This window comes from Halomonas meridiana, from assembly GCF_009846525.1.
Lineage (GTDB): Bacteria > Pseudomonadota > Gammaproteobacteria > Pseudomonadales > Halomonadaceae > Vreelandella.
Map to the genome: position 1 here is coordinate 838032 of NZ_CP024621.1, position 13308 is coordinate 851339.

Sequence of the window (13308 nt, forward strand, 5' to 3'; positions counted from 1 at the left end):
GCTCACTGTTAGTCTCGGCGCTCCTCGTCACGGGAACATCACGGGGTGTTAAAGAGTTTATCTCGCAAGTTTAACGAATGTATAACGCAGCGCCGCGAATACCGGTAGATACCGCGACTGTTCATAAAATCGACTCATAAAAACTGCGCATAAGGAACCTCCGTGACCACGAACCGCCGTGAACTCGTCTCGCTGGTTGAGCGAGGCGTTATCTCACCTGATCAAGTAGCCAAGGCCGTGAGCGTGTCGGGCCTGCATCCTACGCCTCGCGCCTGGGCGGCACTGCTGGATAGGCTGCTGCTGTGGCTAGGCGGCTTGGCACTGGCTTTTGCTGTGCTGTTTTTCGTGGCGTACCACTGGGTGTCGATGGGCCACTGGCTGCGCTTTGGCTTGGTGCAGGCGGCGCTATTGGTGGCCATTGGGGCAGCGGTTTGGCGGCCTGCCAGCCGCCGGGTGGTTCAGGTCGCGCTGTCCACTGCCTTTGTTTTGTTGGGCGTTCTGCTGGCGCTTGTTGGGCAGGTGTACCAAACCGGCGCAGACCCGTGGCAGCTCTTTTTCGCTTGGGCCCTCTTGGGGCTGCCGTGGGTATGGGCGGCGCGTTTTAGCCCGCTTTGGCTGGTATGGCTGGGCGTGGGGAATCTGGCGATTTGGCTGCATGCCAGCGTATTGGGTTGGGGCGTGAATGGCCGCTTTCTCGCCGGGGAGTCGGGCTTATGGGGGCTTTGGGCAGCCAACGTAGCGGCGCAAACGGTGTGGGAGTGGGGCGCCCAGCGACGGGGCTGGCCTGGGCGTTGGGCAATACGCGTTCTAGCGCTGGGCAGTGGCCTACCCATCACGCTGCTCATGATGAGCTGGGTAGCTGGGTTCACCTTTGGCGTCACGCCAAGCGCGTTGCTTTACCCCGTTTGGTTGGCTGCGCTGTATGGCGTTTATCGTTGGTGGCGGTTGGATCTGTTGATGCTGGCCGGTGGCTGCGTATCGGTTATCGCCGTGCTGACGCTTTGTATGGCTCGCATGGTGATGTGGGAGGGGCAAGGCGATCCAGGCGGACTGCTGATCGTTGCCGTGACGGTATTTGCGCTAGGAGCGGCAGCCGTAGCGTGGCTAAAACGCCTACAGCGTGAGGCTATCCAATGAGCCAACAATATTCACCGTTGAAGCAAGCACTCGCGCAAGCGGGAGTGGTTCTGAATGAGCGGGCCACTGCCACGCATTCTATGCCCTGGTTCGTGCGCGGCGTTCAAGCGCTATCGGGCTGGCTGGCCGCGCTGTTTTTGTTGGGGTTTATCGCGACCGGCGTGGTGTGGGTGCTAGAAAGCCCGCTTGCTGCCTTACTGGTCGGCGGAGTAATGGTACTAGGCGCGTATGCGCTGCTGCGACGCTCACCCGGCAGCGATGTGATGGAGCATATGGCGCTGGCGTTTAGCTTAGCTGGGCAGCTGTTGATCGCGTGGCCGCTAGCGGATGCGCTTAGCTTTTCTGTGGGCTTGGGCTGGGCACTGGTGATCATGCAAATGGCCGTGGCATGGGGGATGCCAAGTCGCCTTCACCGCTTTGTGGCCGTGGTGTTGGCGTGCCTTGCTTTGGAGTTTTCGCTTGCCGCCAGTGGGTTGACGCAGGTGGCGAGTGGCTTTGTGGTATTAGCGCTGGTGGGGCTGTGGTTGAACGAGTTTCGCTGGCCGGAGCGCCTGAGCGATATGCATGCCTGGGGCATGGGCCTGTTAGTGGGCGTGCTGATGCTGCAAGGCGTTGCCCATGCAGGGCAGGCGCTGTGGCTAGGCCACTTTACGGAGCGGGACGCCCTTTCCCCGATGCTCAGCCGAAGCATCAGCACGGCGTTGGCAGGCGTGGCGCTGTTATGGGTGGCACATACGGCGCTGAGCCGCCACTCGCCTTCAAGCAGTGTGATGTGGGCGGTGTATGGCGCTGCCTTGCTGGTGGCGGTGCTCGCTTATTTTGCGCCTGGGCTGAGTAGCGGCATCGCGGTGCTACTACTGGGCGCTGCGATTAGCCATCGGGTGTTAATGGCCAGCGGCATACTCCTGCTGCTGGCAGCGGTCAGCGCCTATTACTACTGGTTAGATATCTCGCTGCTTCATAAGGCAGCGCTGCTGTGTGTGCTGGGCTTCGCGCTGTTAGCGCTGCGTTGGGGGTTGCAACGCTGGCGCTTAGCGACAACAAAAAGAGGTGAACACCATGGCCGCTAGCGTTAGGCGTTTTCGATGGGTGGTCCTGCTGGCCACGCTGGCGGTGTTGGTCGTGGTCAACAGCGCCATTTGGCAGAAGGAGCGTCATATCGCGCAAGGGGAGGTGGTTTACCTGGAACTGGCCCCGGTCGATCCCCGCTCCCTAATGCAGGGCGACTATATGGCGCTCAACTTTGCCCTGGCGAACCGCCTGCAAAGCGAGCTGTATCAGCGCGGTGAGACCCCTTCAGCCTCAATGAATGGTGACGTGGTCGTCCGTGTCGATAGCGCTCGAGTTGCTCACTTTCAACGTATAGACGATGGCACGCCGCTGGAAGCGGATGAGCGGCGCTTACAGTTTCGCCTGCGCCATGGGCAGGTGCGTTTTGCCACCAACGCCTTCTTCTTTCAGGAGGGCCACGCCGAGCGCTATGAGACGGCCCATTACGGCGAGTTTCGCGTCAATAAAGAGGGCGAGTTGTTGCTCACCGCGCTGTATGACGACACCTTCCAGCGTTTGGGAGAAGATTGACCGCGCTTCGGGCAGTCCGGGGCCGTTTCAGCTATACCCTTACTACGTGCACCACCGTATTTGACTCGTATTACGTGAACGTCGATGGGAGACTGGTGATGAGTTGGATGCCTGATATCGAGCCGAACTGCCCCTCCGCTGGCCGTTTGGAAGACATCGAAACGCTGATTGTGCCTCGCGCTCGCGACATTGGCGGTTTTGCAGTGCGCCGAGCGTTGCCTGCTCCGAAACGGCAAATGGTGGGGCCGTTCATCTTTTTCGACCAGATGGGCCCGGCCGAATTCCTCCGTGAAGAGGGCATCGACGTGCGGCCGCACCCACACATTGGGTTAGCAACGGTCACCTACCTTTACCAAGGGGAGTTCCAGCACCGCGATAGCTTGGGAACGAACCAGATGATTTATCCTGGCGCGGTGAATTGGATGGTCGCGGGTAATGGCGTCACCCACTCTGAGCGGACCAGCCCCACCACCCGCGAACGCGACCACTCGCTGTTTGGCATTCAAACCTGGGTGGCACTGCCCGAGGCGTATGAGGACAAGCCCGCCAGCTTTGCCCACCACGGTGAAGAGACGCTGCCGCTGCTCAGTGGTGAAGGGAAAAACGTACGCCTGATTCTGGGCACGGCCTGGGGCGAGCGCTCTCCCGTAGAGACCTTCTCCGATATGTTCTACGCCGACGCGGTGCTTGCCCCAGGCGCGAAATTGCCACTGCCGGATCATCACGAAGACCGCGGGCTTTATGTGACCTCCGGCGCAATTCTCGTGGCCGGTGAGACGTTCGAGGCTGGGCGTATGATGGTGTTTCGGCCGGGCGATGCGATGACCGTGGTGGCAGGGGAGCAGGGGGCACGTTTGATGCTGCTGGGAGGGGAAACCCTCAATGGCCCGCGCTATATCTCGTGGAATTTCGTCGCCTCCTCGCGTGAAAAACTGGACGCCGCCAAGCAAGCGTGGATCGAGGGCGACTTCGAACACGGGCGTTTTAAGCTTCCTCCGGACGATGACCGCGAGTTCATTCCCTTTCCTGGTCAGCCATCGCGTTAGCCTTCGTGCTTGCCGGATGGGGGAACGTGGTCTGTACTTTGTCCAACCATCGACATGGATCGCCCACTGATGACAGTGGGCACGCGGCGCAAGCCGTTGGTGGATGGACGTATTGGCTCACTTTCACTAAATAAGGCAAGTATGAAAAATCAAAGCTCATGGCCCGTCTGGTGTGTGCTGGCCGTCACGCTACTTTTTTCCAGCGTGGGGATGGCGCAAACGCAAGGCGATGAGAGCGACGACTCGCGTTGGTTCACCATGGATGCGATCAACACCGGGTTGGATGACGTACCCGACGATGCAAAGCGCATGTCGCCTCGGGAGACCATCCGCAGCTTCTTGAATTTCACCGAAGAGGAAAATTACGCCGATGCGGCGCATTTGTTGAACTTGGCGGATATCGACCCCAGCGAGCAGGCCACGCGGGGGACCGAGTTGGCCAAACAGCTTGCCGAGATCTTGCGCCGTGGCGAGTGGCTGAATGCCTCCAACCTGCCGGGCCGCCAGGATGCCGCCATCGAGGACCCTTCTGGCCAGAATCCACTAGCGGGCCAACCCCGACGCAATATCGAGTTAGCCGCGCTGCAGGTGGAAGGCCAAGCCTACGATGTGCGGCTGGGGCGCTATCGCGTGGGGGAAGAGGACCCCATCTGGCTGATTATGCCAGAGAGCGTGTCATCGATTCCGACACTGTACGAAGAGTACGGCCCTTCCATGCTCGAGAGCTACATTCCTGAACGTTTCAAAGCGTCGTTTGGCGTGCTGAAAATTTGGGAGTGGCTGGCTATCCCCGTTTTTCTGATCACCATTGGCATCGTGGGCATCGCGACCTATTACCTGATGGGGCTGATCGCCCGTATTCTGCCCTCCGGTATATCGACGATATTCGCCGACCAGATCGGGGTGCCGGTGGCGCTCATCGCGATGTCGCTGGTCACTCAAATGCTGCTCGATTACGTGGTGTCGTTTTCAGCGGTGGCCACCACGACGTTCAGGGTGTTGCTAATTGCGATCATGGCCTGGGGCGCAGGCACCATTGCGCTGAGGCTGGTCGATACCATCATGCTGCGCATGACCCGCCGCTTGGTGGGGGAGATCGACGACACCAAACCCAAAGACAAGCGCCGGCTGCTAACCTCGCTCTACGCCCTGCGTCGAGTGATTATCTTGATCACCGTCGTGTCGGTGTCGGTCTATGTGCTTGGGCAAATCCAGCTGTTTGAATCTCTAGGGCTTTCCATTCTGGCCTCGGCCAGTGTGTTGGCCGTGCTGGTCGGTATCGCGGGTCAGGCGGTGCTGGGCAATATTCTGTCGTCGTTCCAACTCTCACTGGCCAAGCCCATCCGCATTGGCGATTTAGTGATCTTCGAAGGGCAGTGGTGCTATGTGGAGGGGATTTTCTACACTTTCATCCGCCTACGCTCCTGGGATGAGCGGCGGTTGATCGTGCCGGTCACGTACTTTACGTCCAAACCGTTTGAAAACCTCTCGGTGAAGAGCACCAAGATGTATCGCTTCCTGGAGCTAACCCTGCACCTGAGTGCCGATATCTCCCAGGTACGCGAGAAGTTTTTAGAGTTTGCCAAAGAAGAGGATAGCGTGATCGAGCACCATAAGCTGCTCTGTTACGTCACCGGCCAAACCGCACACGCACAAACGGTCACCTGCTACTTAATGACGTCCGACCCCATGGCAGGCTGGACCGCTGAGATGAACGTGCGTGAAAAGTTAATGGCCTATATCCGCGACGAACACCCGGAATGGTGGCCACGCGATGTGGTGGTGATTAGCCATCATGATATTGCGCGTGGGGAGAGTCAGAGCAAACGCTCCGCATCGAGCGCTAACGAGGGTGTTAGCAGTGGTTCTGAAAAGAGTCCTGGGAATAGCACTGAGAATAACCAAAGTGAGGGTGGCGAAGCGCCTGCAGCCGACTAAAAAACGCTGGCGATAAATGTGATTTAGCAACTTTTTCGCTACAATTGATGTGAATTCATCATCGAGAGGTGCTGCATGCCTGCGCTTGCTCAATCTAGGTCGACGCCTGATCAGGTACTCGCGAAAGCGGTGCTACGTGCTGCTGAGCAATTGGGGTTATCGCAATCAGCGTTAGCTGACGTGCTAGGGGTACACCGCACCACCATTACGCAGCTAAAGAAAAATTTGAAGCTTGACCCAAACTCTAAACAAGGCGAGCTGGCGCTACTGCTGATTCGTTTAGCGCGAGCGCTGTTCGCCTTGACGGGAGGAGATCAAGTATGGATTCAGCACTTTATGCGCACGCCCAACCGTGCCACGGGGGGCGTGCCTGCTGAACAAGTCACACGGCTAGAGGGGCTGTTCGCAGTCCTTAGATTCGTTGATGGGATGCGGGGCAAGGTGTGAGCATTTGGGAACGCTGTGATGGCACAAGCCATATCGTGCCTATTTCCGGCACGCTGTATCGGTTGGTTGAGAGCCAGGAGCAAGTCGCGACCCTAAGCTACGTCGATACGTTAGAAGAGCAGGAAATATTGGAAGCACTGCTCGAAACGGCCAAGCCTCCCTATCCTAAGCAGGAGCGCGACCTTCACTACCTGTTAAAAACGCCTTTTCGATATCCGCCCCTCAAATGGGGGTCTCGGTTTGGCCGTGTCCATGAGCCTAGCATCTTCTACGGTGGGCAAACGATACCGACGACTCTCGCTGAGTCTGCCTACTATCGTTGGGTGTTTTGGTACTCAATGGAAGGCACGCCAGCGGCGGACTCTCTACGTTCAGAGCACACGCTATTTTCGGTGGGCTACGCCGTTACGAAGGGAGTAACACTGAACTCAGAAGTTTTTGCCAAGCATCAAGCAGTGTTAAGGCATCCCGTGGAGTATGCCCCTTGCCAACAAGTAGGCAGCGCCATGCGAGCCGCAGGAGTAGAAGCGTTCGAATATGCGTCAGCTAGAGACCCTGCGGGCGGCAGCTGTGTAGGTTTGTTCACACCCAGCGCGCTCACCCAACAGCAGCCTGCCGATATGCAGTCGTGGTTTTGTGTTACGACTGCCGATCAAGTCTCCTTCAAGCGCAAAGATGCTGCTGGGGTAACGACCTTTGAACTGAGTGAGTTTCTCTATCGCGGCGGTTTGCCGTTTCCGGCGTAAAGGGTATTGCCCGTCTTGTTTATCCAGGTAAAGCACTAGCTTGGCCAGTGCCATGATCCTGCCTGATAGGCCAAAGGCCTTGCTGACAGGATGGCGGATTGCGGTAAGTTGTCGATGTGTGCCCTTGGCCGTTGCCAGGGCTGCTCCTCATTGGGAGGCAGCCACTCCAAACGGTGGCTGACCGCTGGTTCGTCTATTTCCAATACCAACGGCGCCTCTTCATGAGAGAAATACTTGTTGGCTGTATATAAAACCGCCTCTTCTAAATTCAGGTGTACACAATCGTTTTTGTGGTCATTCCCGCAGCGGGGGACAAAGCCCTGCTGCTGCGTTTGATCCCAGGTAGTGCGACTTACTACTCTGAATAGAGGCATAAACACTCCTAATACGTTAAGTACTCTTGCTTAGGTTAGCCTGCTTCTTAGGTTGTGCTATTAAACTGCGCTTCGGCAAGCCGTTTCGCGCCAGCAAAGTCTGCTTTTCCTGACCCTAGACGAGGTATCACTTTCACGGTGAGCCAGTCGCTGGGAATCATTAACGCGGGCGTGCCGTGGCTGCGCAGGGCGGTTTTGAGCGTTTTGGCGTCCAGCGCTGCTTCGCTCAGTAGGACGATGCGCTCGCCTTTGTTTGCATCGGGCAGGCTGACGGCCATCAGCGGTATGTCGGAGTCGTCGACGACCGTTCTGACCGCGGCTTCGACGGCGCTGAGGCTGACCATTTCGCCGCCGATTTTGGCAAAACGGGCGTAGCGGTCGATCAGTGTTAAAAAGCCATCTTCATCGATAAACCCTTTATCGCCGGTAACGTACCAGCGCTGGCCGTCGAAGCTTTTGAGGGCCTGTTCGGTGCGCTGGGGGTCGTTGAGATAGCCCTGCATCACCTGCGGCCCGCTAATCACAATCATGCCGGGCTCGTTGGTGGGTAGCTCCTCGCAGCGCTCAGGATCGACGACCTTAATGCTGGTGCCGGGGAGCGGCATACCCACGGTGCCGGGCTTATTGCCTTTTTGAACCTGCTGGTAGTGAACGCCGACGGCGTCGGGTAGGTTGACGGCCGCCACGGGGGCGGTTTCTGTCGCGCCGTAGCCTTCATAAATCGCCTTACCGAATTTTTGCGCAAATCCTTCACGTACGCTTTCATCCAGTTTCTCAGCACCGGCCACCACAACACGTAGGCTTGCCAACATGGCGGGCTGTACCTTTGGGCTACGGTTGAACAGGCGCAGCATGCTGGAGGTGCCGAACATAATGGTGGCTTTATGCTTGGCGACCGCATTGGCAACACCTGGGGCATCGGTGGGGTCGGCGTGACTGACCAGCGGCAGCCCTTCGATCAATGGCAGTAACTGGGTGACGGTAAAGCCGAACGCGTGAAAGAGCGGCAGAGAAGCCATGACCACATCGTCGTGCTGGGTATTGAGTACGTCGGAGGTCTGTTTGATATTCGCCATCAGGTTGCGGTGGCTCAGCATCACGCCCTTGGGCTGGCCTTCGCTGCCGCTGGAGAACAGAATGGCCGCCGTGGCGTCCGCATCCCGTCCATAGCAGAACAGCGCTTGTAACAACCAAGCGGGCAGCAGGCGCACGGCAAGAAACGTAGTGACGCGCTCAAACCGGGAGATACCCGCCTGTAGATCTTCCAAATAGATCACCTGCTTGCCTTCCAGCAGCGATTCCACTGCCAGTCCCCGTTGGCTCAGCTTTTCCACAAAGCGGCGCGAGGTGACGACGGTGCGAATATCGGCTTGCTGCAGCGCAGAGGCAAGGGCATCTTGGCTGGCGGTGTAGTTCAAGTTCACCAGCGTTTTACCTGCGAGCAGTGTGGCCATATTGGCCATTACCCCAGCAGTGCTGGTAGGCAGCAGAAGGCCAAGCGTCGATTCGTTGAGGCTGCGGTGGCGAAAACGCTTGGCGAGCAGCAGGCTAGCGGTGAGCGCTTGGCCTGCGTTGAGTGGGCGGTTCAAGGTGTCGGCCAGCGCTGGGGCGCTTGGGCTGCGTTTGACACTGTTGATCCAGGCCTCAGGTAGCGAAGGCAGCTCCTCCATGGCGTGTTGCCACGAGTGGGTCGCCTGCTCGAAAATGCGCCGTTTGAGTACGTCGGCGGGGGTGTCTTTGGGCAGCGGTTTGCCAAAGGCAACTACCACAGAGCGGTGCAGCGGCGCATTGCGTAGCTCCTTGAGTTTGCTAGACGAGCGGGAGAATTGGCTGCCCCACAGGCCACGCAGGTAAAAAGGCACGATGCGCACGTCTGGGTGGGCGTGTTTGCAGGCGCGCTCGTAGCCTCGGCGTAGCTCGCCCAGCTGGCCGTTGCGGCTAATCGCTCCTTCGGGAAACAGGCAAACCACTTCCCCTGCGTTGAGCTGCTCGGCCACGGCGGCCAGCGCGTTTTCGGCCCCAGCGCCGCGCTCAATGGGAATGCAGCCCAGCGCTTTAAAGAACCAGCGTAGGTACCAGCGCTGGTAGATGTTTTTCAGCATCACGAATCTTACCGGGCGCGGGCTGGCAATTTGCACCATCGCCCAGTCTACCCAGCTAATGTGGTTGCCCAGCAGCAGCACGCCGCCTTGGGCGGGCAGGTTTTCTAGCCCGTGAACGTCTACGCGGTAACGGCGGGTAAGCAGGAAGCTGAGAATGAAGCGCACTAAGCTTTGGGGCAGTTTGAAAATGGTGTAGCCACCGCCCACCATCGCCACGCTGGCGACTAACAGCAGCAGGTAGTGGCTATCTACCCCCGCCAGCGCGAACAGCGCAGTGAGCACCAAAAAGCCCAGCATCGACAGGTTTTGGATCCAGTTATTGGCGGCCAGCACGGTGCCTAGCTCGTGATCCGCCGCATGAAACTGGATCAATGCGTTGAGCGGCACGATAAATAGCCCGCCCATCATGCCGATGAACACAAAGTTGAGCGCTTGGCTGGTGGGCGTGGTGAGGAGAGGAAGGCACCAAAGTCCGACGGCGACACCGACAGCACCCAGCGGAATTAACCCGGTTTCAATACGGTTGCGGGAGAGCTTGCTGGCTAACAGCGAGCCGAGAGCAATACCGATACCGCTGGCGGCGAGAATGGCTTGCAGCACCAGCGTGTTCTCAATGCTGAGCGCCTCTTTGGCATAGGCGGGAAAAGCGGCTAGCAGCACTTGCCCCACCGACCAGAACGTCGCCAGCCCAATGATGGAGAGCCGCAGTACCGGCTGGCGGGCAAGAATGCGTAGATTCTCTTTTAACGCAGTGCCGCTGCGGTAGCGTGCCCAGGTGAGCGGGGTAGCCGCAGGCTGTGCTTCATCCAGTGGGAGCCGATAAAGGGCGACGACCTGAAGGCCGCTGTTAAGCACCAGTAGCCAGCCCAGCGGGGCGATATGGCGCAGCAGGTCGCTTGGCGTGCTGGCGCTGGGGGTGACCCAGTGTTCAAACAGGGCGGTAAACGCCACCGTGCCGGCCAAGATCGCGCCAATGGTAACCGCCTGCACTAGCCCGTTGGCTTCGGCTAGCCGGGGTTTACCAAACAGCCCTTTCACTAGGCCGTACTTGGCGGGTGAGTAGAATGCAGACTGAATAGCCAGCAGCAGCGTCATCGCAAAAGCGAGCCAGAACCAGCCTTGATAATAAGCGGCCGTGATCCCCAGCGATACCGCCACCGCCGCCCAGGCGGAGAGCCTTAGCACACGTACTTTGGGAGTGCTGTCGGCAATATGGCCTGCTGGGCTGAAGAGGAGAATAAACGGCAGCAGAATCAGCCCATTCACTAGGGCGGTAAGCACGACCTGGGTCGCGCCATCGTAGCTTTTGAAAATCGTATTCTGAATGACGATTTTGTGCCCGAGATCTACGAAGGCATTGAGAAAGATGGCCATCAAGTAGGGCCAAGCGCCCGCGATGCGCAGCAAAGGTTGCATGGTGTGTCGCCTTAGTCGCCGAAAGTTAACGCACTGTCGGCAAACGGGGTGAGTGTTGCAACGCTCACCGTTCAAGTTGAGTTATATAGGCTTTCCGGTATCGTTATACGCTACTTTTAAGCGTCGGAGGCCCTGTGAGCCAAACAAGTGCGCTGGTCGATACGCTGAAGCGCCAACTGCGCGCCCAAGGCTACACGTATGCCGATGTGGCCCGCTGGCTTGGGCTTAGCGAAGCCTCGGTGAAGCGGCTATTCGCCAATAAGCACGTTACCTTAGAGCGCCTAGAGGTGATTTGCGACCAGCTTAACCTGGAATTCGCCGAATTGATCAGCGCCATGCAGGCCGACGAGCAGCGGGTGCAGGAGCTGACCCGAGCGCAAGAGCAGCGTATCGTCGATGACCGCGAGTTGTTTTTGGTCGCGGTGTGCGTGATTAACGGCTACCGCTTCGAAGAGATTCACCACCAGTATCGGCTGAGCGAGGCGCAGTGTATTCGCCATCTGATCACGCTTGAGCAGTTAAAGCTGATCGAACTTTTGCCGGGTAATCGTATTCGCCAGCGCGTGGCGGCTAATTTCCGCTGGCGTCCTGGCGGGCCGATTCAGCAGTTTTTCCAGCAGCATATTGCCACCGAGTTTTTCCAGTCGCGCTTTGATAGCGACACCGAAAAGCTCATGGTGTTGAATGGCCTGCTTTCCCAGGCAGGCAGCGCCGAATGGCAGCAAATCATGCAGCGCCTGGCGAACGAGTTTCACTCCCTATGCGAACGGGAAAGCAGCCTGCCCCTTCATCAGCGCTTCGGCACCACCTCGGTGCTGGCGGTTCGCCAGTGGCAATCCACGCTGTTTAAAGACGTGTCCCGCGCTTCCATGCCCAACAAACGCCCCAACGAGACTTCTTTGTGATCCATCGTACCCCTTTTCAGGCCCTGGCCTGCCCGTTAGACGGCGAACCGCTCCATTTGGAAGGCGGCACGTGGCGGTGTGCCTCAAACCACAGTTTCGATGTGGCGAAACAGGGCTATATCAACCTGCTACCTGTACAGCAGAAACGCTCCACCGACCCTGGTGACAGCAAAGCCATGGTGGCCGCACGCCAGCGCTTTTTGGCGGCGGGTGACTATGCGTCCATTGCAAAGGCGCTTAGCCAGGCGGTGATGCGCCACTGTGAGCAGCCAGACACGTACAGCTGCCTGGATGCAGGCTGTGGCGAGGGTTACTACCTGCGCCAACTGGCCCAATACATGCCCGAGTTGCAGGCGCTGTCACTGATGGGGCTGGATATCTCGAAGTGGGCAGTGCAGTCGGCGGCGAAGCAAGACGATAAGCGGGCTCCCATAAGCCGTTGGGTCGTGGGCAGTAACGCCCAATTGCCGGTGCAGTCGGCAACGCTGGATAGCGTGCTGTGTATGTTTGGCTTTCCGGTGTATAGCGAGTTTGCACGTGTGCTTAAGCCGGGCGGGCAGTTGCTGCAAGTAGAAGCGGGGCCGGAGCACCTGCGCGAGCTACGGGAAATTATTTATCCCACCCTAAAGCCTGCGCGTGAGAGAGCGCCTGATGTGCCGGATGGTTTTAAGCACCTCGCCTTGGAGCAAATCCGCTACTCTATCGCGCTGGAAGGAGCGGAGGCTATCGGTGATCTACTGACCATGACACCGCATTTATATCGCGCCAGTGCGGAGGGGCGCGAGCGAGCAGCTAACTTGGAGCAGCTCACGCTGACTATTGATGCTCAGCTGATCGTATGGGAGAGGATTTAATACCCAAACGCAGAAAGGCCCGCCGAGGCGGGCCTTTCTGTTTGAACCGTTCACCTGATGGGTGAGGGTTCTAGCAAATTTTTCAGTGCTATCGAGGACGATAGGACTTAGGAGATTTGCTTGATGTTAGAAGCCTGAAGGCCTTTTTTACCCTGGGTAACGTCGAAAGAGACGTTAGCGCCTTCCTGAAGGGTTTTGAAGCCGTCAGACTGAATTTCAGAGAAGTGTGCAAACAGGTCGTCGCCGCCGTCAGAAGGAGCGATGAAACCGAAGCCTTTAGTGTCGTTAAACCATTTAACTGTGCCAGTTGCCATTGTGTAGATCCTTTCGCGCTAATGCGCCGTAATAAAATTCCTGGTATTACCCAGATGAAGTAGCGGGTGAAACAAGGAATACAATATCAGGCTGCCGAAAAAGATCGTACGCTTCTGAAACCATGCTGCTTGCTAACCAACTGACGCTACAGTGTCATGCTTCTGGGGCTAGGTCAAAGCCTTTCGCGTTTATTTTCTGACTGCCCGCCGGCCACGGATTACTTCCAGCCCATTTTCCAAAGGCTGTCATCTTTGAGCGCTTGCCATGGCAGCGTGCTCTCTCGGTGGGAGTGAACCGCTTCGAGCACGACATCCACGACGTTCTCCTCTTCATCGCGGAGCAGTTGCGTCACGATGAAGTGCTTCTCCTTATGGCGTGGCGTTACGGCTGTCCATTTGCTGTGGTGTAGCTTGTTAGGGTTGATGTTATTCATCGAGACTCCAGTTA

General features: G+C 57.9%; 13 protein-coding genes. 9 read left to right on the top strand and 4 right to left on the bottom strand.

Features of this window, described 5'->3' with window-relative positions:
• The first annotated feature begins 162 nt into the window (after positions 1–162).
• The 7 genes from CTT34_RS04115 (at position 163) to CTT34_RS04145 (ending at position 6895) form a co-directional block, all read left to right on the top strand.
• Positions 163–1137, top strand: coding sequence for a DUF2157 domain-containing protein (locus CTT34_RS04115; protein ID WP_159341299.1), 975 nt, complete (start codon positions 163–165; stop codon positions 1135–1137).
• Positions 1134–2207 carry a DUF4401 domain-containing protein gene (locus CTT34_RS04120; RefSeq protein WP_159341300.1) on the top strand — a complete coding sequence of 358 codons (1074 nt, stop codon included), beginning with the start codon at positions 1134–1136 and terminating at the stop codon, positions 2205–2207. The genes CTT34_RS04115 and CTT34_RS04120 overlap by 4 nt, the downstream gene beginning before the upstream one ends.
• A complete protein-coding gene (locus tag CTT34_RS04125; RefSeq protein ID WP_159341301.1) occupies positions 2197–2718 on the top strand; it encodes a GDYXXLXY domain-containing protein in 522 nt (173 codons plus the stop codon). The genes CTT34_RS04120 and CTT34_RS04125 overlap by 11 nt, the downstream gene beginning before the upstream one ends.
• A 98-nt stretch (positions 2719–2816) precedes the next feature.
• Positions 2817–3764 carry a pirin family protein gene (locus CTT34_RS04130; protein WP_159341302.1) on the top strand — a complete coding sequence of 316 codons (948 nt, stop codon included), beginning with the start codon at positions 2817–2819 and terminating at the stop codon, positions 3762–3764.
• A gap of 141 nt (positions 3765–3905) precedes the next feature.
• The gene (locus tag CTT34_RS04135; RefSeq protein ID WP_159341303.1) at positions 3906–5702 is read left to right on the top strand and encodes a mechanosensitive ion channel family protein; all 1797 of its coding nucleotides are present in this window, start codon (positions 3906–3908) and stop codon (positions 5700–5702) included.
• A gap of 75 nt (positions 5703–5777) precedes the next feature.
• A complete protein-coding gene (locus tag CTT34_RS04140) occupies positions 5778–6149 on the top strand; it encodes an MbcA/ParS/Xre antitoxin family protein (RefSeq protein ID WP_159341304.1) in 372 nt (123 codons plus the stop codon).
• Positions 6146–6895: an RES family NAD+ phosphorylase gene (locus tag CTT34_RS04145; RefSeq protein WP_159341305.1), complete on the top strand. Its 750-nt coding sequence runs from the start codon at positions 6146–6148 to the stop codon at positions 6893–6895. The genes CTT34_RS04140 and CTT34_RS04145 overlap by 4 nt, the downstream gene beginning before the upstream one ends.
• A 35-nt stretch (positions 6896–6930) precedes the next feature.
• Here CTT34_RS04145 and CTT34_RS04150 read toward each other — a convergent pair whose 3' ends face one another.
• Positions 6931–7269 carry a DUF952 domain-containing protein gene (locus CTT34_RS04150; protein ID WP_159341306.1) on the bottom strand — a complete coding sequence of 113 codons (339 nt, stop codon included), beginning with the start codon at positions 7267–7269 and terminating at the stop codon, positions 6931–6933.
• A gap of 47 nt (positions 7270–7316) precedes the next feature.
• The gene (locus tag CTT34_RS04155) at positions 7317–10787 is read right to left on the bottom strand and encodes an acyl-[ACP]--phospholipid O-acyltransferase (RefSeq protein ID WP_159341307.1); all 3471 of its coding nucleotides are present in this window, start codon (positions 10785–10787) and stop codon (positions 7317–7319) included.
• A 134-nt stretch (positions 10788–10921) separates the two neighbouring features.
• Here CTT34_RS04155 and CTT34_RS04160 point away from each other — a divergent pair, with 134 nt between their 5' ends.
• Entirely contained in the window at positions 10922–11692 is a 771-nt protein-coding gene (locus CTT34_RS04160) for a helix-turn-helix domain-containing protein (RefSeq protein WP_159341308.1), read from the top strand.
• Positions 11692–12546: a putative RNA methyltransferase gene (locus tag CTT34_RS04165; protein WP_159343710.1), complete on the top strand. Its 855-nt coding sequence runs from the start codon at positions 11692–11694 to the stop codon at positions 12544–12546. Before CTT34_RS04160 ends, CTT34_RS04165 begins: the two co-directional genes overlap by 1 nt.
• A 107-nt stretch (positions 12547–12653) precedes the next feature.
• Here CTT34_RS04165 and CTT34_RS04170 read toward each other — a convergent pair whose 3' ends face one another.
• Positions 12654–12860: a cold-shock protein gene (locus tag CTT34_RS04170; protein ID WP_009095703.1), complete on the bottom strand. Its 207-nt coding sequence runs from the start codon at positions 12858–12860 to the stop codon at positions 12654–12656.
• A 218-nt stretch (positions 12861–13078) separates the two neighbouring features.
• On the bottom strand, positions 13079–13294 hold the full coding sequence (locus CTT34_RS04175; protein ID WP_159341309.1) for a TIGR02450 family Trp-rich protein: 216 nt from the start codon (positions 13292–13294) through the stop codon (positions 13079–13081).
• Positions 13295–13308 lie beyond the last annotated feature (14 nt).